The organism is Butyrivibrio sp. WCE2006 (assembly GCF_000701985.1).
GTDB lineage: Bacteria > Bacillota > Clostridia > Lachnospirales > Lachnospiraceae > Butyrivibrio.
In genome coordinates this window covers 29450-50807 of sequence record NZ_JNKH01000008.1, presented here as the reverse complement: position 1 = coordinate 50807, position 21358 = coordinate 29450, and the positions used below count along the sequence as shown (strand labels likewise).

The window sequence follows — 21358 nt, the reverse complement described above, 5'->3', positions numbered from 1 at the left end:
GTAAAATGAAAACACTATTTACGGTTTTCTTAAGAACATGCTTCATAATATTTTGTAACACAATATCTGTATAAATAACAAATGATCCCTTCCTGTACTTAACATTTGTTTCATACAAAAAGAGATCATTTGTATTAATTAAAGTTTTTCAACACCGATTGTAACTTTTTCGCCGTTGATATCCCATTCCTTGGCATTTGCAACATCACTGTCATAAACAATTTCAGTAGCAAGTACCTTTGTTGAAATGGATTCAGCATTATCTTTTACGATAGCTGCAATCTTGTCGTTACCATTTATTGATAACTTGATGTGATCCATTACTTCAAATCCGGAATCCTTACGCATTGTCTGAACCTTACTGATAACTTCATACATGAAGCCTTCGTTTAAGAGTTCCTCAGACAGATTTGTATCAAGAACTACTGTAATTCCATGATCCTCTGTGCTCTCAAAGCCTTCCTTCTGAGCCATATCGATAAGAAGATCATCCTCCGTAAGCTCTACCGCTACGCCATTAACTTCGAACTTGAGTGCTCCATTAGCCTTGAGCTCATCCATAGCATTATTTCCATCGAGACTGCCTAAGTATTCTTTTATTCCGCCGAGTACTTTACCATACTTAGGTCCTACTGTCTTGAGCTGGGGCTTAAAGGTATATGTTGTGAAGTCTCTTACATCATCTGCAAAGATAACCTTCTTAACATTAAGCTCTTCCTCAATTATCTCCTGATAGAACTCAGATACAGACTTTTCAGCTTTAACGTACATCTGTCCGATAGGCTGACGATTCTTGATTGCAGCTGCGTTACGGCATGCACGACCAAGCACAACTATCTGAAGTACCTCATCCATGTTCTCCTCAAGATCCTTATCAATAAAGCTCTCATCAACAGCAGGGAAATCACAAAGGTGAATTGACTCCGGTGCTGATGCATCACTGGTTCTGACAAGATTCTGATAGATAGACTCTGTCATGAAAGGAACCATGGGAGCTGCTGCCTTACATACATTTACAAGAGCTGTGTAAAGTGTCATATATGCAGAAATCTTATCCTGCTCCATTCCTTTAGCCCAGAAACGCTCACGGCTTCTTCTTACATACCAGTTAGAAAGATCATCAACAAAAGCATCCAGTGCCTTTCCTGCTTCAGGTATTCTGTAGTTCTCAAGGTTCTTATCCACTTCACCGATCATGGTATTCATCTTGGAAAGAATCCACTTATCCATTACAGTAAGCTTATCCTTTTCAAGGGTATACTTGGAAGCATCAAAACCATCAATATTTGCATAAAGCACGAAGAATGCATAGGTATTCCAAAGAGTTCCAAGGAATTTTCTCTGTCCTTCCTGTACTGTCTTTCCTGCAAATCTTGAAGGAAGCCAGGGAGCACTGTTTGTATAGAAATACCATCTGATAGCATCTGCTCCGTATTTCTCAAGAGCTTCGAAAGGATCAACCGCATTACCCTTTGACTTACTCATCTTCTGTCCGTTTTCATCCTGCACAAGTCCAAGAACTATAACATTTTTAAATGCAGGCTTGTTGAAAAGAAGTGTTGCTTCAGCATGAAGTGAGTAGAACCATCCTCTGGTCTGATCCACAGCCTCTGAAATAAACTGAGCAGGGAACTGCTTCTCAAAAAGCTCCTTATTCTCAAAAGGATAGTGGAGCTGTGCAAAAGGCATTGCTCCTGAATCGAACCAGCAGTCGATAACTTCCTTAACTCTGTGCATCTTCTTGCCACACTTAGGACATGTGATCTCATACTTATCAATATAAGGTCTGTGAAGCTCACAGGTCTCTGCTGAAGGATCTCCTGAAAGCTCAGCCAGCTCTTTTCTTGATCCTACGGAAAGCTGATGTCCACAGTCATCACATTCCCAAATATTAAGAGGTGTTCCCCAATATCTGTCACGGGAAATTCCCCAATCCTGAATGTTCTCAAGCCAGTCACCGAAACGTCCCTTACCAATTGATTCAGGAACCCAGTTGATCTCCTTGTTATTTCTTATAAGATCATCCTTAACTTCTGTTACCTTGATGAACCATGAAGAACGTGCATAGTAAAGAAGCGGTGTTCCACATCTCCAGCAGTGAGGATAATCATGCTCCATCTTAGGAGCTGAGAAAAGGAGCTGTCTTGAATCCAGATCCTTAAGTACTTCGGGATCCGCACTTATAGCACCTTCGTCCATCTCCTTCTGTGTAGGTTTGCAACGCATTCCTGCAAACGGAGTCTCAGGCTTAAGTCTGCCTTCACCATCAACCATCTGTACAAGAGGAGCATCATATTTTCTTCCAACACGGGCATCATCTTCACCAAATGCAGGAGCAATATGTACGATACCTGTACCATCTGACATGGTTACGTAGTTATCACAATAGATAAAGAATGCCTTTTTATGCTGCTTCTCAGTCTCATCAGCTGCACACTGGTAAAGAGGCTCATACTCTTTGTATTCAAGATCTGTTCCAACATAGGACTCAAGTACTTCGTAGGGCTTTTCTCCCTCTTCCTTAGCAAGTCCGCCAAGAACTGTATCAGCAAGTGCCTCTGCAAGATAATATGTATATCCATCAGCTGCCTTAACTTTAATATACTTTTCATCGGGATTCACACAAAGTCCGATGTTAGAAGGAAGTGTCCAGGGAGTTGTTGTCCATGCAAGGAAATATGCATCCTCACCCTTAACCTTGAACCTTACAACCGCTGTGCGCTCCTTAAGTGTCTTATAACCCTGTGCGACTTCATGAGATGAAAGAGGTGTGCCACAACGAGGACAATAAGGAACTACCTTGAATCCCTTATAAAGAAGACCCTTCTTCCAGATTTCATTAAGAGCCCACCATTCTGACTCTATGAAATTATCATCATATGTAATGTAAGGATGATCCATATCTGCCCAGAAACCAACTGTGCCTGAAAAATCCTCCCACATTCCTTTATATTTCCATACAGATTCCTTACATTTTTTAATGAAGGGCTCCATACCGTATTCTTCGATCTGCTCCTTGCCATCAAGACCAAGAAGTTTCTCAACTTCAAGCTCTACAGGAAGACCATGAGTATCCCATCCGGCTTTACGTGGAACTGTGTAACCTTTCATAGTGCGATATCTCGGAATCATATCCTTTATGGCACGTGTAAGCACATGTCCGATATGAGGCTTTCCGTTAGCTGTTGGCGGTCCATCATAGAACATATACATATCGCCCTTGCTTCTGGTGTCTACACTCTTCTGAAAGATATCCTGATCTTTCCAGAATTTCTCGACTTCTTTTTCACGAGCGACAAAATTCATGTCTGTATCAACCTTCTTATACATAATTACTCCTTTCAGGAAAAATAAAAGCCCGTCCTTTGTAAAAAGGACGAGCCACAACTCGCTATACCACCTGTTTACACATACTCCCCTTTTCAGGTTTTATATGTTTCTCCATTACGGGGAGATTCCGACACAACTTACTTATCTGCCAAATTCAATCGACATACATCTTTCAGTCATGCAGCTCAGAAGTGATTTTCTGTGTTCTGTACTTGCACCTGTTCGCACCACACACAGGCTCTCTGTAGCGTTCCAAAAATACATACTGTCTTCGTCATAGCTTTTATTATGCAATTTAAAAATAATTTTATTCACACAAATATAAAAAGTCAATAGGTTACCATAATTTTTAATATCTCAGTTCTATACAATGTACGATTTGAAAACAGAAGGAATGAGCCATAATAACCTATAATTATGCTTTCTTTTTATTCACCAGTTTAAAAGCCAGAGGATACACTCCAAACATCACAAAAATTATTATTGCATACCTTAAAAATCTTACCACAAAGGCACCCATGGTGTATGATTCAAGAAATTCTTTTGAAAACGGCAGCTTAAGCAGCATATTTAAAACCAGATATATTAAGAAGCCGCCTGCGAATCTCATGATTATACTCAGTGGCTTTTTTGTCCCTTCAAATTTTACATATCGCTTTTCAAACTCTATCGCTGGGAAAAAACCTGCCATCAACCCCATTCCTGTATAATAATCGGTAGTTTTACAAAAGAAAAATCCGGTTGCAAACACTACGAAAATAATAAAATTAACGAGTGTCCTTTTCTCCTCACCGGCCTTTTCATATATAAATGGAAGAAGAAAAACTAAAATTGCTCCCACTCCCCATCCAAACATAACATCTGAAGGATAATGAACACCTACCACAATCCTTGAGATACCAATAAGAAACGGAAGAAGAAATGCTAAAATCGTAAAAATCCGGCCTTTTGTATATCTTGCAAGTGAACCATATATAATCGTCGAATTCATCGAATGTGCACTGGGAAAAGAATACCCCTGTGCTGCAACATCGTAAATATCAGCACTTTTATCCTGCGGTCTGTAGCATACGATCTCTTTGTGAACTATATATGGTCGCAGCCTTAATGCGATATTCTTAATAAAGCCGTTAAACACAACTCCTGTTATCACATTAGTAGCTATATAAATTCCAAACTGCTTGTCATAGCACCAATAAAGAAAGCCTATTATCACAATAGCTACTGCCTCTTCGCCTAAAGCGGATAGATGTGAAATAGCCAGCGCCCCTTTTTCTCCAAGCATATTTTGTAACCAGATCATTAAATGTGGCTCGAATTCAAAATAAAAAGCATTCCCCATAACATCCCCCTTAGAATACATGTAAGTCTATTTATTTTAGCAAATACTCCCATGTTTTACCATGTTGCAACCTACCTGATAACCTGTCAGAAACAATTATGTTATACTTTTTAAATCAATACTATTGGAGAAAAGATATGATACATATAAGAAATACTGATTCCTTAGACACTGCTGAGCTTTCTATATATAATGAGCAGTCAGAAGTACAGCTTTACCGTATAAATGAGCCAGAACCCGGAATTTTCATAGCCGAGAGTCCAAAAGTAATAGAAAGAGCATTAAATGCCGGATATGAACCTATTTCTCTACTTATAGAGAATAGCCAGATAAAAGGCGAAGCTGCTGAATTACTTGCGAAATTTGACTCTTTTCCAGAAGAAGTTCCGGTGTTTTCAGCAGATGACAACCTTCTGACATCAATCACAGGTTTCCATCTGACACGTGGCGTACTCTGTGCGATGAAAAGAAAGCCTCTGCCTTCAGTATCTGATATATGTGCAAATGCAAAAAGAATTGCTGTTTTGGAAAATGTTACCAATCCAACAAATGTTGGTGCAATAGTCAGAAGCGCTGCTGCACTTTCGATAGATGCCGTACTTTTTTCTCATGGATGCACTGATCCGCTCTATAGAAGAGCAATACGCGTTAGTATGGGAAATATTTTTCAAATTTCCTGGACATTCCTTCCCAAAAACTCAGGCACTGATTTGCTCAAAGATATGGGATTTTCTACCGTAGCCATGGCTCTTAGAGACGATTCAAGATCCATAGATGATCCGGAAATTTCTTCATCCGACAAAATTGCAATTTATCTTGGAGCAGAAGGTGACGGTCTCTTGGCAGAAACAATTGACAGCTGTGATTTTTGCGTAAAAATCCCCATGTCTCATGACGTGGATTCTCTTAACGTAGCTGCTGCCAGCGCTGTAGCATTCTACGCCATCTCACATTAGATTTAACTGAAAAAAACTCGCTAAGTACTCAAACAAAATAGCCTTCTGTTTTTCTGTTTATTGTATTCAGGACATTCTTTTTGTTCAGGCTCCAAAGTGGTTCTACCAAAAGCTTCCTTGGTCCATCTCCGGTCAACCTGTGCACAACAATACTCTCCGGAAGAATACGAAGGCTCTCCACCAAAAGATCGGAATACTCTTCAAGACTAAGAATATGAAATTTATTTCTTTCATATTCTTCATACATCTTAGTCCCTCTCAAAATCTGTAGATTCTGAAGCTTTATTCCATCAAGCGGAGGCTCAAGCTTTGACAGATAATCTATAGTAAGAAGCATATCCTCCCTTGATTCATGCGGAAGGCCAAAAATCACATGGACAATTACATCTACCCCTATCGCCTTCAGCTTACTGTATGCTTCCTCAAAAACATCAAGAGCATAACCTCTGTGAAAATTCAGTGCCGTTTTTTCATGAATTGTCTGCAAACCAAGTTCAATCCATACAGGCTTTATTGCCCGAAGCTCCTTTATCATTTCCACTGCTTCATCACTTAGACAGTCAGGCCTTGTCCCCAGTGAAAGAATAGCGATATCATCTCTTTTTATCGCCTCAAGATAGAGTTTTTTTAATCTATCTATATCACCATATGTATTTGTATAAGACTGAAAATAGGCAATAAACCGTTTTGCATCAGTTTTGCCCTGTATCCGCCTTTTGGCATCCTCTATCTGAACATCTATCGGAGCGATATCTGCGGCAAATTCTCCGGATCCTCCCTCTGAGCAAAAAGTACACCCCCCTGTAATCGGAGTTCCATCAGGAAGCCTCACACTTCCATCTCTGTTAGGGCATGTACACCCGGAAGATAAAGATAGCCGGTAAACCTTCTCACCATATTCTTTTTTCAAATACTCCGATAGCCTTATTGCCATGTAAATACCTTTCAAATAAGCAAGCCTAATCCGGCGCTGTAAACGGCATCAGGCAAAACCTAATGCCGTTACGATAACTCATTTCACAATATATTTGCTTTAGATTACACTTAATTCCAAAATAGTTCATCCAATGTCTTGTCCAGTGCCTTGCAAATAGCAATACATAAATTAATTGTGGGATTATAATTCCCCTTCTCTATAGCACTGATAGTTTGGCGTGATACATCACAAAGCTTTGCCAGATCCTCCTGTGACAAATCTTTTGCTGCACGGGCGGACTTCATTCTCAGATTTTTCATAATGTCCACCTCATTCCTTACTTGCAATATTTCTTCTTATAAAAATTAAAAGCGAAAGACCTGCAAAATATATTCCCATCAGAATGTAGAAAAGTGCGCCCTCAAATACTTTGATTCCTTCCTCTAAGGCTTTAAGATCATCAATAACACGATATACTCCGGTCAGCAGATATATAGTTCCTAATACGCCCCATGTTAAGCAAAATCTCTTCCAGCGATTCTCATTTGACAAGTCGAAATATGAATCATGTAAAACTGCGTAAAATGTATCTACAATAAGTCCTACATAAATAACCAGTATAACAATGGAAGAAGTATCCGGTGAAAAGGGCAAAGGAATATCTAAGGCATCTATTGCAAACCATGCAGACAATAATAATATAATTGAATAGAACCCATACCTGTCCCCTCTAAGCCTGTACAACTCCTGCATTTCATCATAATGCTGTTCACTACTACTCTTTTTTGCCATAAAAACAAATATGGCAATGAATAATATCATAACTAAAACATTCATAACTGATGATGTTGACATAATAGTTCCCTCCTTATCTATAAGTTACCGCCGGTTACCTCTCCATTTCCCCCGTCCTTATGGCATCATTATATCTGTTGATTTTATAATAGAATCGAATATGAATTATGTCAAGTATATTTGACATAATTCTATAGATTTTTGTATGGTATATTTTACATATCGACTTTATAAATTTTGATAAAATTCTTGTTGACAATAAATATATCTTTGTGTAATATATTTATTGCGTTGTTAAATAATTTATAACTTTGCGATAGTAGCTTAGTTGGTAAAGCGCCACCTTGCCAAGGTGGAGACCGCGGGTTCGAGCCCCGTCTATCGCTCTAACAGTTAAATTCCGAAATGCCTTGTATTGATGAGCATTTCGGAGTTTTTTTATTTGTCCAAAATCGACGATTTTGGTGTGTGTATACGTGTGAATGGTACTAGTGTCTTGTCTGAATGACAATTTGATAAATTACTTGTCTAATTCTCAATACGCTTCGTCATCTGGACCACGTCGGGTCATTTTTTTATAAGGAAGTACAACATGACAGAGACATTTTTAAAAATATCTACATGTCTTGCAGCATACATTCAGCAGAAGGACGAGAAGAAAAATAAAGAACAACTACAACAGTAATAATTGGAATTAACCAAAACTTCCGGCTTTTTTGTAAATAGTGTGTTAGGTTTTGGCATCTTGAATTGTATTATATTTAGAAGGCCTTCTAAAAGATATCAGAAAGTGAGTGTATTCATGGAGGAGAAAGAAGCAAGACGGTTGGTGGAGAGCTATACAGATATGATTATGCGCATTGGCACCAACTACCTTAAAAGTACTGTAGATGCAGAGGACATATGCCAGGCAGTTTTAGTTAAATACATTACATCGAGTCCGCATTTTGCCAGCCCCCAACATGAAAAAGCATGGGTTATCAGAACCACTATTAACATGTGCAAAAATGAATTGAAGAGTTCGTTTTTCAAAAAGACTACAGTGTTGGAGGAAGCAGATGACATAAAAGCTGCTGCTTCACCAGACCTTGGTATAACTGAAAAGGTCATGAAACTGCCCAGAAACTATCGCATTAGTATCTATCTTTTTTACTATGAGGGATATTCGGCAAAGGAAATAGCAGACCTGCTTGGAAAAAAAGAATCTTCTATAAATATGTACCTATCAAGAGGAAGAAAGAAACTCAAACTCTCCATCATGAATGATTTTGGAATGTCGAGTAGTATAAACGGATAGGCAGACAAGGAGAAACCGAAATGAGCGAATACAGAAACAAAGAATATATTGAATCCATGCGCCTTATTAAACTTTCTGATTATAAAAAGGAAAAGATGATATCAGACTTAACGAAAATTAGTCCGATTAGAAAGGAAGGCACGATGAAAAAAAGAATGGGAGTAAAGAAAATAGCGATAATAGCTGCTGCATGCGTTGCAGTTTTTGGAATCTTAGGATTTGCCTATAAAATGGCTGGTGGAATTGTTAGTCATTCTATACGTGATCAATATAGAAATTTTTCAGATCTGGCAAAGCTTGAAGAAGAAGCCGGAATAGATGTAAAAGCGTTGGATGCCTATGAAAGCGGATATACATTCAGGTCAATGTCCATAAATAACATAACAAGCTATGATGACAATAATGAAGCTACCAAATACAAAGGGATAAGCATTTCTTATGAAAAGGAAGGACTTTCAAAGCCTATAGGTCTGTATATGGAAAGTAGCATCTATGCATCCGACGGTAAGATGGATTATATTGAATGCAGAAATATTGATGGCGTTGATGTGTACTATAAACTGACACAATATAAGTGGGTTCCCAGCGATTATGAACTTACTGATGAAGATAAAATACGTATGGATGAAGGCAGCCTCCAAATATCAGTGGGGAGCCAGAAAGTATCAGAGACAACTGTTACAAATCTAACATGGACCTTAGATGGGGTATATTATGATATTGTTTATACTGAAGGTGCGATTCCTTCTGATGAATTATATGAAATTGCTGAAGAGATAATAAACGCAGAATAAGTTTAGGCGGCATACAATCACAATTGTGATTATATGCCGTCTTTTCAATTGACAATATTGGTGTCTACGAAATATTACCATTTTTAATTATTTTAAGGATTACACTGATACTAAATGGCCTAAAAAAGTGCGTGCAAATTAAAGCTCATTATCCTTCAAATACTCCTCTAAAGATTTTATGAGTTCTTCGCCATCCAGATTGTAGAATGTTTTTGTGAAGCACCCGGCGATCATTGGATTTAAATCCATGTCAAGTTCAAGGCTTCTTGCATCGGACTTAAAGCCGTAGCATCTTTTCCCACTGGCATAACCTATGCCCAGTTCAACACACGCACCTTCGTCAGGTACTCTGCCATCCATCACAAAAAATAGTATATCTGACTTCAGAATTTCCTCTCTGTCCTTAGCAAAAATTTTCTCTATCTTCTCTGCTTCTGTCTTTCCCTCAAGTTCAGAAGCAAGAAAACCATCCCGTTGCGGAAGGAACACATCATAACCGTGATTTTCAAGGATTGTTGCTATTTTGAGGTTATACTCTCGCTCTGCTTCACTAAAAAGCGGCGCTGCAAAATATATTCTTTTGCCCGTCGTGGACACATCAGCCTGTGCATGTACCACAGCTCCGCCATTATTGGTATTACCCTCCTTTTGTGCATGCTGCCCACAGCCGGTCGTTGCCGCCAGCATGATTACGGTCAAAGCAAGTGCTAATAATCTGTTATATCTCCTAAAAGTATTTTTCACTCTTATTAAACTCATAAACGCACCCCCTTTTATCTCACATTTATTTTATCATTTTTCGTTTATTTGTTTTGTAAAAAAAGAATTAAAAAGGATGGAATAAATTCTGCTTCGTGTTGAGGAACGCAAATGGGATAAGACCATCTGAGCGATGGAAAGGTTATGGAAAACAGCGTAATCAAGCAGCATTATGCTATTGATTTATTTTGAAAAAATCTGTAACTTTTGAATAAACAAGCCATTCTCCATAGAGGTCTCGGTAAAAGTATTATCGTATTTAGCAAGAATTGTGGCTACGTTGTACAGACCAAGCCCACGATCTTCGCCTTTTGAAGAAATGCCCTTTTTATACATCTGAGAAACAGATATTCCATGATCAATAAACGAATTAGATATCATAAAAAGGATACCATTGTCTATTGAGCAGGAATGCACATTCAAAGCAGGGTGGTCAGTTTCTAAAGCTGCTTCAATTGCATTATCAAGGTATATTCCAAGTATTCTCGATAAATCCATCGCATCTATATTGGGCTTTTCAATTTCGTCCGGGATATCAACGGTTATTTCTATGTTTTTGCTGGTAGCCAAAAGCAGCTTGGAATAAAAAATACTCTTAAGTTCCAGATTTTTTATCCGGGAAAGATTGGCAAGTGATGCATTGTTTTGCGTAAAATCCCTGGAAAGCGGCATTATATTCTGATGGAAAAAAGTATCAAGTTCGTCATATCTTTTTTCATCTATAAAAACTGCTAACGTAGATAAAATATTTACATAGTCGTGCTTGAATGAACGCAGGTTATTATAGGTTGCCTCCAGAGTGTCAGTGTATTCTTTAAGCGTATTAAAATCCTTGATTTTTTGCAGCTGCTCGAAATTTTTCTTAGTTGAGACAAGAATTATTGTGACAGAAACAATTGTCAGAACCATATATAGCGTGATCAGACCCACAAGCGGATAATAGCGATCTTCATCTATCCCCGCAGCTAAAGTCATAACTCCATATATGAAAAAAGCACAAAACGCCAATAAAAGTGTGATGAAAAGAAATAGCTTCTCATTTATTTGGTCAAAAATTACCACAAGATATTTTTGGTATAAATGCTTAAGAACCAGGATTATAGGCACATATAATATTGCTGCAGTTACAATGAGTTGTATAGCACTTGTAAGTTCAAGAGTTGAATGATCGGATGTATGCCTTGCATATGGGTCAGCGATAGCAGACGACAATAAAACCGAAAGTCCAATGATGATATATAGAATAAAAAATAAAGTTGAAGACTCTTTCCTGCCGGTAATCCATCTTAAAAAGATTGAAGGAGCTACAATGAAGATAATTATTACAGGCCGAATATCAAAGAAAGCTCTAATAAACGTTATAGAAAATAATAAACCAAAGAATAATATATAATCTTTTATCCTCAACAAGCGATTATAAAATGTAAATAAGCCTATAGTAAAAAGTATTGCAAGGCTAAAAGAATTAATTAAAGCCGCTTCCAACATAGCTACTCCTTGTAAAACCGGGTATTTAGATACTATTATAATCTATATCCATTCAATTTTGAGAGGTTTTCAGAATGATGAAGGTTTATTTATGTGAAGACAATTCTGAGCAAAAACTTCACTTACAAAAAATAATTGAAAATGTAATTCTGATGGAGAATCTGGATATGGAGTTTTCCCTTGCAACAGAGAATCCCTATATTCTTATTGATCAGATAAAAGCAGATCATAGCGTTGGTCTTTACTTTCTTGATATAGACTTAAAGACTGACATGACCGGTCTGGAACTTGCCAGGGAGCTCAGAAAATACGATCCCAGAGGTTTTATAGTTTTTGTCACAACCCATTCAGAAATGAGTTACATGACATTTATGTATAAGCTCGAAGCATTGGATTTTATTATTAAAGACGATCCTGAAGCACTTGGAAGAAGGATATCTGAATGCATTCTTAAAGCTAATGAGAGGTTTTCATCCAAGAATAACAAAACCGGGAATATTTATACTATAACAGTTGGCGATAAGGTATACACTATTGGCTATGACGAGATATTGTTTTTTGAAACATCTACTAATGCTCATAAAATACTACTGCACTGTAAAACGAGGCAACTGGAATTTTCAGGAAAAATAAAAGATATTGAAAATGCCCTGGACAACAGATTCTTTAGATGTCACAAGTCCTTTTTAGTCAACACAGATAATATAAAAGAAATAGACATAGGTAATAATATTATCCGAATGGTTACAGACGATGAATGTCTTTTATCATTTCGAAAAATCAGGGGATTAAAAGACAGGTTTAATTGCAGATAACGGCATAATCCAAGATTTACGTTCATGAATCTTAAACGTATAATACCTCTTGTTATTCTGACGAAAAAGATTCTATGGATGCATTTTAGTACATAAATGCGTATATTTTTCTTTCTTTTGTAGAATCATATTAGTAATAAACTATCGGAAAGGGAGGAAAATATTCTATGAACAATATTGTTAAGGGAGCTGTTATAACGATAGGAATTCTTATAGCGCTGATTGTAGTTAATATTATCTGTAACAAAACCGGTCATGAATTGGATTCACTATACACCGGAGTTGTAACATCAATATTATCAATGGCAATCTATGATAGAGTGTCTGATGCCTCAGCAAAAAAGCAAGCCTGATTTACCGGCTTTAGCATCTCACAACAAGAGCTTAATATCACAAAATCAAATATGCTTTATCATGACAAATCCGCGTAAATCGCTCTTTTATTGTAAAAACCTCAGATGATGTCTGAGGTTTTTGTTATATATCTACTATCTTAAATTAGATGATTTGTAGTCTATAAAGAATATACCTGATCCATAGACTGTCTAAAGAATAAGATCAGAACATTGTCTCTACCTCATAATATGTGGGATATACTATTTGTTAACGCATAAATTTATTCATTTTCACTTTTGTTTTCATTATAACAGAATTTTTTTAAAAAGTTATTGACAAGACAATTTAAAAAGGGTAATATGTGTTTTGTCGTCACGAAGACGGCTTCACATATACGCGATAGTAGCTTAGTTGGTAAAGCGCCACCTTGCCAAGGTGGAGACCGCGGGTTCGAGCCCCGTCTATCGCTCGCTGATTTAAATACCGGAAAGTCTAGTATTCATGGACTTTCCGGTATTTTTATTTGTCCAAAATCTACTATTTTGGTGTGTGTATGTGTGTGTATAGCTTCGTTTGATGCATCTGGAGCACCATTTGTCTGGCATTCTCTTGCCGGTCTTGTTCATCATAAAAGCGTAGCAGTTATTATCCTGCTACGCTTAACATAAACAAATTCCTGATGGTTAAAGTAAAAATAATCTCACAAAATCACTCTTTTACAACAGTCGCGAAATATATAACCTCACCACTGGTCATTTCTTCTATTAGTCTTTCAAATATTTTCTCATATTCTGCTGAATCAAGATTACTATGATCCTCGCCATCATTATTCTCATAGTAATAGGTTTCGTTTCCGGATTCGTCATAAACAACATGTATTGATTCCATTACTGTCAATTTATCATCTGCAACAGTATATTTACTTACAAAGTGATTGCCTCCGCAGTATAAATATCCATCATTTAAAGTTATCGGGTATGCTGTTCCACCGCTGCTTATACTGCCAACCTCTAAAATGGCATCTCCTTTATACTCAAACCCTGTAGCATCAATTGCTGCCATCTTTCCATCCATATTGTCAAAGGTTCCGCTGCTTACAAGAAGTAAAGATGTGCCTTGTACTGTAGCATTTGCATACCCCATGCCGTTCTCAAGCTTTTTATCAACTATCTGTGTAAAAGTATCACACCCTGATATATCTATTTGGGGAGCAACTATTTCTTCTGATTCTGCCTCATCATCAGGCATATTGGCACCTATCTGCTTTGCCGGATCATAAATCTGGGCAGCAACTCCTTCTATATCAAATCCATCAAGATCCTTATCTTCAGCGGAAAGTGAATATGCATAGCCCGTCTCAATATCAAACCAAAGGCATACGTCAACATATCCGTCATCACCGATATATCTGCTGGTTCTGCAAGGCATATTACCATCTGCCCAGTTCTGTAACGTTCCCTCATCGGTGACAGTCCATTCATAATTCATTCCGGAAATATCTACAATCTCTTCTCCGGGAACCGGTTGTTCTCTTGCTACTAATTTGGTACCATCCATCTCAAATGACATCTGTACCATTGTTCCGGGAAGTGCTGTCTCACTCTCTGCTTCCATAATGCTCCATTTAACATTTGTTGCGCCTTCAGGAGCACTAAAGCCATTTGGGCCATACTGATAAGCCTCTTCTTCAGTACATTCTCTCCATGGATTTGCCAGCCCTGTGTTTTTATCTGTTTCTGAATCCTCTTCTACAGCCTCAGCATCATCTGCTTTTTCTTCAGTTGACTCTGCTTCTTTTTCGATTTCCTGATCAGCACTTTCTACCGGTCCACTCTCTGATGCCTCAGTCTGAGTTTCAACATCAGTCATATTAGTAGATGAACTATCGGAATTACCACCACATGCAATTAAAGATAAAGAAATTGTTCCTATCAGGATAAGCGATACTAATTTGTTTTTCATTTTCTTCCCCCTAATTAGTGTCATTATGAATACCGCTACAGCAGTTCCATATGACTGTCCATTATTCTACATAAATCACTTTATGATGTATTTATGCGTGATAATTGATTCATTTCGTTCTAATAGTATCATTTGTTGTCCAACATATGTCCAACATAATACTTAATTAGTTAAAAATCAGCAAATCGATTCGATAAAACCTGCAAAGTCAGCTTTCATTACTCTCACTAAGCTAGTGGAATCCCTCACAAAAACTCCGTGTAAATAATTACCCCCGGTCCTCATCATTAGAGAAACCGGGGGCAATCATCACTATTCTATTTCACTATACTCAAATTACTGAGCTGCCTTTCTTGCATCAAGCATAGGCTGATATTTTTCTGTATCAAATGTTACAAGATCAGCAAATCCAAGACCCTCAAGCTGAGTTGTCATTTCATCCCACTGTGCATCGAAATCAGCATCATCCTTTGCGAATACCATTCTCCAGGAAGAATCTTTGATTACGTCACCGCACTGCTTACGGATAAGGCTGATATCTGTTGTATCAATTGCAAGAGCAATATTGATTGAAGGAACAACTGTCATCATGCCATTATTCTTAAGATATTCAACATCATCAGCAGCACCAAACTTTTCTGTCCATTCCTTAGTTGTCTTTGTCTGGTTCATTTCAATTGATGTAGACCACATATCTGAAGCATAAGGTTCACCTGTATCAGGATTTACGTCACAAGAAGCTACAATCCACTGATTGATCTGGTTGTTACCATCATTCCAGTTACCGCCACCCATTTCATCGGGTACGATTACTTCTGCTGAGAATCTGTTGAGACCATCTTCTGTCAATGTGTACTTACCATCTTCAATTGTGTATGTAAGTCCTTCTGTACCGGCATGCTGAATCTGAACACCTTCAGGTGATGCATACCAGTCAAGGAACTCCATAAGTCTGTTAAAGTTTTCATCTGAAACCTGAGAACCTACGCAGAGTACACGACCGTCTCCATAATAGGTATCAGAAGCCTGGTAAAGGTTTGTATCAGCTACGGGAATCTCTACATAGTTTGTTCCCTCTTCACCTCTTGCAGGGCTGTTCCAGAATCCATACTGCCAGCTATACCAATAGAGGTATACTCTCTTATCCTGCATCTTGGAAACGATTGCATTCCAATCCTGTGTTGCAGAATCAGGATCAACAAGCCCCATCTGGTTTGCTTTGTAGAAGAACTTAAGCATCTTGTAATATGCTCCGTCCTTATCGATGATAGGAGTTATGCTGTTATCTGTTCCAATAAGAACTGAACCGTTAACTTCCTGTCCATACCATTTTGCGATCTGTGCTACATTTTCCATGTATTGTGAATCCCAGTCTTTCCACATGCTGATAGCATATGCGGGATCACCATTTTCATTTGTCGGATGTGCATCCTGAATCTTCTTGAGGCAGTCAAGAAGGTCATCTGTATTCTTAAGTTCAGGTGCTCCTACTTCGTTATACATATCCCATCCCATACGAGGATATGAGTAAACATGAAGCTGCTTATAATCTGTAGGACCATTGTTGTTCATTTCGAGCGGAATAGCATAAATCTTTGAGCCATCACCAATCTGTGAATTGAACTCTTTGATCTGCTTTTCATACTTCATAAGATTAGGATATTTGGGAAGTGCATCTGTAAGATCATGGATAAGTCCTGATTCAACACACTCCGTTGCATCAGCATTATCAAGAATGATCAAATCTCCAAGTGCGCCAGCTGCACATCTTGTCTGATAAAGAGCTGCACCATCGCCTGATACCTGAGGTGCGATTATGTTAAGGTCCATATTGAACTTGTCCTTAACAATCTTTCCGTACCATCCGGGCTGGATACCCTGGAAGTTTGCAGCCACATCATAAAAATCTACTGTGTATGTCTCATCATGGTTAGCTGCAGGTGCTTCCGTAGCTTCAGCACTATCAGTAGCTTCTGTGCTTTCTCCGGAATCTGTTGCCTCTGTCTTTGTTTCTGTGCTGCTGTCCCCACCGCCTGAAGTAGTGTCAGCTCCTGTGCTTCCACCACATCCGGCAAGCATGCTTACAGAAAGTATAGCTGTAAGTGCCAGAGATGAAAGTTTCTTTAGTTTCATTTTCATTCCTCCTTCTTTAACCCCTCAAAAGGGTAATTTACTTGATTAGTTGTTTCTGCTGGTAATGAATATGTAATTTTGTTCGAACCTCTATGGGATTCTCACCAGGCTCAAAAGGAAGTTCTGCTCTTGCCTCTCTGGGATTCTCACTAGGCTCGAAAGTACCTCGCCAAGTGTTCACCCATGGCTCGCACTAAGCTCACAAATACTTCGCTAAGTGCTCTGCTCAGCCCTTTACTGCTCCGATCATGATTCCCTTTACAAAGTATTTCTGGAAAATCGGATAAACCAACATAATAGGAAGTACTACTATAACTGTAATTGTCATACGAACACTGGTCGTAGTCTGCGCTGTTGCTGCTGCCGCTGCAAGTGAAGCCGTACTTGAAGTGCTTTGTGCAAGTGAAGCGAGTGAACTTGCCTGATTAAGATACTGATAAAGCACGAACTGTAACGGATAAAGCTTCGTATCTGTCATCAGAAGCAGTGTGTCCTGGAAAGCATTCCACTGGCTTACAGCAGAGAAAATTGCAACTGTCGCCATAATAGGCTTTATAACCGGAATAATTACTTTGAAAAATACTGTAAGTACTCCTGCACCATCCATCTCTGCAGCTTCCTGTAATTCCTTCGGAACTGATTCAACGAAGGTCTTTGTAAGAATCAGATTGAAAGGTGATACGATTGCAGGAAGTATATATCCCCAGAAATTGTTGGTAAGATGCATTGATTTCATTACCAGATACCAGGGAATAATACCGGCATTAAAATACATGGTTGCTACAACAACTCTGTACCAGAATTTTCTTTTCCACATCTTTTCCTGAGTGAACATAAATCCAAGAAAAGCAGAGGCAAAAACAGTTAATCCTGTTCCAAGAATTGTTCTTAAAAGTGATATCTTAAATGCCTGCGGAAGTCCTTCAATCCTGAATGCAGAAATATAATTATGGAAGTGTATCTGCTGAGGCAAAAACAATATATCGCCTCTGGCACTGATATCATTAGCGCTAATTGTATTGATGATTATGTAATAGAAGGGATACAAACATAAAAATGCAGCTATCGAAAATACAATGTAGCAAACAATTTCAACTGCCCTATCCCCTGCACTTACATGCATCTTGGTTTTATTTGTAGTCTTAGAATTATTTGTAGATGTCATACTATCCACCGTCTTTGTCATAGAATGTGTAATCGCCATAGTTTTCACCTCCAATTACAGAATACTCTCACCGCGAATTGACTTGGAGGCTCTGTTAACTACGAATAAAAGTACAAGGCTGACAAGACTCTTCAGCATACTTATCGCAACTGAAACTGAATAACCACCACTTCCCATTGCCATGTTATAAACATACAGATCAAGAACCTGAATATAATCCTTATTAAATGCATTCTGGAAAACGTAGTATTGTTCCATTCCGTTGTTCAGGAAATTCGCTACATTTAATACAAGAAGTACAAAATATGTAGGGAGCAGACTTGGTATTGTTATATTCCAAATGATCTGCATTCTTGTGGCACCATCTACTCTTGCTGCCTGAATCAGTTCATCATCTATACTGGAGATTGCTGCAATATACATGATTGCTGCCCATCCGAGATTTTTCCAGGTAAGCCATAACCACTGTGTAAACCATACATGTGATGAGGATTGAAGGAAAAGTATCGGAGTCGTGATCAAACCTGCCTTTGTAAGAAGTGAATTCATCATTCCGGTACTGTTAAACAGTGAGAATGCTATTGAGTAAACCATTACCCAGCTTACAAAGTTAGGAAGAGTCGTTACTGTCTGAACGAATTTTCTAAACTTGACACCTTTAATTTCATTAAGAAATACAGCGAAAAGCATTGGTAACCAGCTTGTTCCAAGTGTAAGACCACTCATTGCGAATGTGTTTTTCAATACCTGTATGAGCTGTTTTACCTTTACATCACTACTAACTAGTGAAGCAAACCATTTAAAACCGACAAAAGCACTGTTTGCCAAAGTTTTTGGTGGCTTATAATCATAGAATGCATACAACCATCCATAAAGCGGGTAATAACTAAATAGTAAAACCAACACTATAAATGGAAGCACTAATAGGAAAAGTTGAAATGAATACGCTTTTTTCTTTGTCAATTGGCACCTCCCTGTTTATCGAGCTTTAGAAAAACTCACTAGAATACATTTAAATATTAGCCTCTTCAAATCATGCTGGTCTATTCATATATTGTCATTTTGCATATAATTATTGCTATTAATCATTTTATTTTATGCATATTATTGACATATTATTTTTAAAGCGCTTAAAATAGTCCATGATTCGTTATTTTATACTAAATATGTACATGTTTTATCGCAAAAGTGTACAATTTATCTCGCTTAATGTTTAATGGAGGACAGAAATGATATTTTATGTAGACACAAATGCTTTTCGTGATGGTGACGGTTCTGAAACAAGACCTTTTAAGACAATCAATGATGCAGCAAAAATTGCTAAAGCAGGTGATGAGGTTGTAGTAAGACCGGGTATCTATAGAGAACATGTAATCCCTGTTAATTCAGGTACGGAAGATGCAAGAATTACATATCGCTCCGAGAAGCCTCTCGAAGCTGTTATTACAGGTGCCGAGTTAATTACCGGATGGAAGAAAGAAAAAGGTACTGTTTGGAGCGCAAGAATAAGTAATTCCATTTTTGGTGATTTTAATCCTTATAAAGAGCGCGTTTACGGCGACTGGTATTTTTCACCTAAAATTCGTCACACCGGTTCTGTTTTCATCAATGATCTGATGATGTACGAAACAGATTCATTGTCCGAATGTGAAAAAGGCGAACCGGATCCCTTCGCATGGCATCCTAAGGAAGCAATGTATTTATGGTATACAGAGCAGGACAAAGATGAGACCGTAATTTATGCAAATTTCCACAAGCTGGATCCCAACAAAGAGAAAACCGAGATTACTGTAAGAAGAAACTGCTTCATGCCTGATCAAAACGGTATCAATTATATCACTGTAAGCGGTTTTGATATTACAAAAGCTGCTACAACATGGGCTCCTCCAGCAGCATATCAGGATGGTATGATCGGACCTCACTGGAGTAAAGGATGGATTATTGAAGACTGTGAAATAAGCAATAGCAGATGCTGTGGTATTTCACTTGGAAAATATCTTGATCCCGAAAATGATATGTACTTTACAAAGCATCATGTAAAGAGTCCTACCCAGATGGAGCGTGATGCTGTCTGCAGAGGTCAGTATCATGGCTGGCTAAAGGAGAACATAGGACATCATATTGTAAGACGCTGCAATATTCACCATTGTGAGCAGACAGGTATTGTTGGAAGAATGGGCGGCGTTTTCTCAACTATTGAGGATTGCCATATTCATCATATCTGCAATTCACAGCAGCTCGGTGGCGCAGAAACTGCCGGCATCAAACTCCATGCAGCGATTGATGTGACAATAAGAAGAAACCATATACACGACTGCATTATGGGTGTATGGCTTGACTGGCAGGCTCAGGGTGCAAGAGTCACTCAAAACTTTATGCATGACAACTGCAGACCTGAAGGAATCGAACAGGCTCCCGGAGCAATGTTCAACACAGATGTATTCATCGAAGTTGGCCATGGCCCCACTCTGATTGATAACAACCTTCTGCTTTCACCTGTTTCAATTACTATACCAAGTGAAGGTATCGCTGTTATCCACAACCTTATACTTGGAAGCTTCAGCCTGATAAATTCGGGTGTGGACAGCATTGTAAACGATCAAAGAGAGCCCAGATACACTCCTTACCACATTCGTCACCGCACCGAGGTTGCCGGATTCATGACCATCCTTCACGGTGATGACAGAATTTACAATAACATTTTTGTTCAGCAATATAAGATTACAAATAAGGAAAAGACCGCTGCAGATGCAGATTATGAGGTAGTAGGAACAGCTCCGTTTGATATATTCCCCACATATGAGGAATGGAATGATCAGTTTGATTTTGAAAAGAACCCTGATATGGGTGGCCTTGCAAAAGCACACTTTGGTCATCTCCCTGTCTGGGTTGACGGTAATGCATACTTTGGTGGCGCAACTGTTTATCATAAAGAAAACAACAAACTTGTAGACACTAAATCCAAGGTATCAGTTTCAATAACTGAAAAATCCGGAAGCTGGTTCATCAAATCAGACTTATTCAATAAGCTCGGTGATTTTTCATGTGATATTCTCACTACAGAATCACTTGGAAAAGCCTTTGAACCTGAACAGTACTTTGAGAACCCCGATGGAACCCCTATAACCTTTGATAAAGATTACTTTGGAGCTCACAGAGATCCCTCAGCGATTCCCGGACCTTTCCTTGCAGGTGGAAACAGTAAGGAAATACTTGTGTATAAAGATTAATCGATCCTACAATGTAGCTGTTTTATTTTCAGCTATATCA

The 21358-nt window shown here is 38.4% G+C and carries 17 protein-coding genes, 2 tRNA genes and 1 other annotated feature; of the genes, 8 read left to right on the top strand and 11 right to left on the bottom strand.

Annotated features, from left to right (window positions below):
* Positions 1 to 138: 138 nt before the first annotated feature.
* The gene (gene ileS / locus T501_RS07490) at positions 139 to 3330 is read right to left on the bottom strand and encodes an isoleucine--tRNA ligase (RefSeq protein WP_044914096.1); all 3192 of its coding nucleotides are present in this window, start codon (positions 3328 to 3330) and stop codon (positions 139 to 141) included.
* Positions 3331 to 3369: 39 nt separating this feature from the next.
* Positions 3370 to 3617 (bottom strand) — a binding site (T-box leader).
* A gap of 128 nt (positions 3618 to 3745) precedes the next feature.
* On the bottom strand, positions 3746 to 4672 hold the full coding sequence (locus T501_RS07485; protein ID WP_044914094.1) for a phosphatase PAP2 family protein: 927 nt from the start codon (positions 4670 to 4672) through the stop codon (positions 3746 to 3748).
* 137 nt (positions 4673 to 4809) lie between these two features.
* Between T501_RS07485 and T501_RS07480 the strand changes: the two genes are divergently transcribed.
* Entirely contained in the window at positions 4810 to 5628 is an 819-nt protein-coding gene (locus T501_RS07480) for a TrmH family RNA methyltransferase (RefSeq protein WP_044914093.1), read from the top strand.
* 28 nt (positions 5629 to 5656) lie between these two features.
* Here T501_RS07480 and T501_RS07475 read toward each other — a convergent pair whose 3' ends face one another.
* The 3 genes from T501_RS07475 to T501_RS07465 all read right to left on the bottom strand — a co-directional run bounded on the left by T501_RS07475 (position 5657) and on the right by T501_RS07465 (position 7399).
* Complete coding sequence (locus T501_RS07475) at positions 5657 to 6562, bottom strand: tRNA modification radical SAM protein MnmL/YtqA (RefSeq protein WP_044914092.1); 906 nt, start codon at positions 6560 to 6562, stop codon at positions 5657 to 5659.
* 110 nt (positions 6563 to 6672) lie between these two features.
* Complete coding sequence (locus tag T501_RS07470) at positions 6673 to 6864, bottom strand: helix-turn-helix transcriptional regulator (protein ID WP_044914091.1); 192 nt, start codon at positions 6862 to 6864, stop codon at positions 6673 to 6675.
* 10 nt (positions 6865 to 6874) lie between these two features.
* Complete coding sequence (locus T501_RS07465) at positions 6875 to 7399, bottom strand: hypothetical protein (RefSeq protein ID WP_044914089.1); 525 nt, start codon at positions 7397 to 7399, stop codon at positions 6875 to 6877.
* A 253-nt stretch (positions 7400 to 7652) separates the two neighbouring features.
* On the opposite strand from T501_RS07465, the gene T501_RS07460 reads away from it, so the two are divergent.
* The 3 genes from T501_RS07460 (at position 7653) to T501_RS07450 (ending at position 9430) form a co-directional block, all read left to right on the top strand.
* Positions 7653 to 7725, top strand: a tRNA-Gly gene (locus tag T501_RS07460).
* A gap of 416 nt (positions 7726 to 8141) precedes the next feature.
* Entirely contained in the window at positions 8142 to 8636 is a 495-nt protein-coding gene (locus tag T501_RS07455; protein ID WP_044914088.1) for an RNA polymerase sigma factor, read from the top strand.
* 20 nt (positions 8637 to 8656) lie between these two features.
* Positions 8657 to 9430 (top strand): hypothetical protein, encoded by a 774-nt coding sequence (locus T501_RS07450; RefSeq protein ID WP_044914087.1) that lies wholly within the window; start codon positions 8657 to 8659, stop codon positions 9428 to 9430.
* Between the two features lie 138 nt (positions 9431 to 9568).
* Here T501_RS07450 and T501_RS20105 read toward each other — a convergent pair whose 3' ends face one another.
* Both T501_RS20105 and T501_RS07440 read right to left on the bottom strand, forming a co-directional pair.
* Positions 9569 to 10189 carry a nucleoside 2-deoxyribosyltransferase gene (locus tag T501_RS20105; protein WP_050008188.1) on the bottom strand — a complete coding sequence of 207 codons (621 nt, stop codon included), beginning with the start codon at positions 10187 to 10189 and terminating at the stop codon, positions 9569 to 9571.
* Between the two features lie 183 nt (positions 10190 to 10372).
* Positions 10373 to 11596, bottom strand: a complete 1224-nt coding sequence (locus T501_RS07440; RefSeq protein ID WP_207641184.1) for a sensor histidine kinase — start codon at positions 11594 to 11596, stop codon at positions 10373 to 10375.
* A 155-nt stretch (positions 11597 to 11751) separates the two neighbouring features.
* On the opposite strand from T501_RS07440, the gene T501_RS07435 reads away from it, so the two are divergent.
* The 3 genes from T501_RS07435 to T501_RS07425 all read left to right on the top strand — a co-directional run bounded on the left by T501_RS07435 (position 11752) and on the right by T501_RS07425 (position 13297).
* Entirely contained in the window at positions 11752 to 12492 is a 741-nt protein-coding gene (locus T501_RS07435) for a LytR/AlgR family response regulator transcription factor (protein WP_044914085.1), read from the top strand.
* A 167-nt stretch (positions 12493 to 12659) separates the two neighbouring features.
* Positions 12660 to 12845, top strand: coding sequence for a hypothetical protein (locus T501_RS07430; protein WP_026510909.1), 186 nt, complete (start codon positions 12660 to 12662; stop codon positions 12843 to 12845).
* Between the two features lie 379 nt (positions 12846 to 13224).
* Positions 13225 to 13297 (top strand) — tRNA-Gly (locus tag T501_RS07425).
* Between the two features lie 239 nt (positions 13298 to 13536).
* Here the strand turns inward: T501_RS07425 and T501_RS07420 are convergent.
* The 4 genes from T501_RS07420 to T501_RS07405 form a co-directional block, all read right to left on the bottom strand.
* Positions 13537 to 14790 (bottom strand): hypothetical protein, encoded by a 1254-nt coding sequence (locus tag T501_RS07420; protein WP_044914084.1) that lies wholly within the window; start codon positions 14788 to 14790, stop codon positions 13537 to 13539.
* 336 nt (positions 14791 to 15126) lie between these two features.
* Positions 15127 to 16923: a type 2 periplasmic-binding domain-containing protein gene (locus tag T501_RS07415; RefSeq protein ID WP_044914083.1), complete on the bottom strand. Its 1797-nt coding sequence runs from the start codon at positions 16921 to 16923 to the stop codon at positions 15127 to 15129.
* Between the two features lie 226 nt (positions 16924 to 17149).
* Positions 17150 to 18088, bottom strand: a complete 939-nt coding sequence (locus T501_RS07410) for a carbohydrate ABC transporter permease (RefSeq protein ID WP_081843088.1) — start codon at positions 18086 to 18088, stop codon at positions 17150 to 17152.
* Between the two features lie 54 nt (positions 18089 to 18142).
* Entirely contained in the window at positions 18143 to 19051 is a 909-nt protein-coding gene (locus T501_RS07405; RefSeq protein ID WP_026508973.1) for an ABC transporter permease subunit, read from the bottom strand.
* A 266-nt stretch (positions 19052 to 19317) separates the two neighbouring features.
* On the opposite strand from T501_RS07405, the gene T501_RS07400 reads away from it, so the two are divergent.
* Entirely contained in the window at positions 19318 to 21318 is a 2001-nt protein-coding gene (locus T501_RS07400) for a right-handed parallel beta-helix repeat-containing protein (RefSeq protein ID WP_044914082.1), read from the top strand.
* Positions 21319 to 21358 lie beyond the last annotated feature (40 nt).

Excerpts from the sequence above, each read along its gene's own strand:
- ileS (WP_044914096.1), bottom strand. The coding sequence starts at position 3,330 with ATGTATAAGAAGGTTGATACAGACATGAATTTTGTCGCTCGTGAAAAA.
- T501_RS07485 (WP_044914094.1), bottom strand. The coding sequence starts at position 4,672 with ATGGGGAATGCTTTTTATTTTGAATTCGAGCCACATTTAATGATCTGG.
- T501_RS07480 (WP_044914093.1), top strand. The coding sequence starts at position 4,810 with ATGATACATATAAGAAATACTGATTCCTTAGACACTGCTGAGCTTTCT.
- T501_RS07475 (WP_044914092.1), bottom strand. The coding sequence starts at position 6,562 with ATGGCAATAAGGCTATCGGAGTATTTGAAAAAAGAATATGGTGAGAAG.
- T501_RS07470 (WP_044914091.1), bottom strand. The coding sequence starts at position 6,864 with ATGAAAAATCTGAGAATGAAGTCCGCCCGTGCAGCAAAAGATTTGTCA.
- T501_RS07465 (WP_044914089.1), bottom strand. The coding sequence starts at position 7,399 with ATGTCAACATCATCAGTTATGAATGTTTTAGTTATGATATTATTCATT.
- T501_RS07455 (WP_044914088.1), top strand. The coding sequence starts at position 8,142 with ATGGAGGAGAAAGAAGCAAGACGGTTGGTGGAGAGCTATACAGATATG.
- T501_RS07450 (WP_044914087.1), top strand. The coding sequence starts at position 8,657 with ATGAGCGAATACAGAAACAAAGAATATATTGAATCCATGCGCCTTATT.
- T501_RS20105 (WP_050008188.1), bottom strand. The coding sequence starts at position 10,189 with ATGAGTTTAATAAGAGTGAAAAATACTTTTAGGAGATATAACAGATTA.
- T501_RS07435 (WP_044914085.1), top strand. The coding sequence starts at position 11,752 with ATGATGAAGGTTTATTTATGTGAAGACAATTCTGAGCAAAAACTTCAC.
- T501_RS07430 (WP_026510909.1), top strand. The coding sequence starts at position 12,660 with ATGAACAATATTGTTAAGGGAGCTGTTATAACGATAGGAATTCTTATA.
- T501_RS07420 (WP_044914084.1), bottom strand. The coding sequence starts at position 14,790 with ATGAAAAACAAATTAGTATCGCTTATCCTGATAGGAACAATTTCTTTA.
- T501_RS07415 (WP_044914083.1), bottom strand. The coding sequence starts at position 16,923 with ATGAAACTAAAGAAACTTTCATCTCTGGCACTTACAGCTATACTTTCT.
- T501_RS07410 (WP_081843088.1), bottom strand. The coding sequence starts at position 18,088 with ATGACATCTACAAATAATTCTAAGACTACAAATAAAACCAAGATGCAT.
- T501_RS07400 (WP_044914082.1), top strand. The coding sequence starts at position 19,318 with ATGATATTTTATGTAGACACAAATGCTTTTCGTGATGGTGACGGTTCT.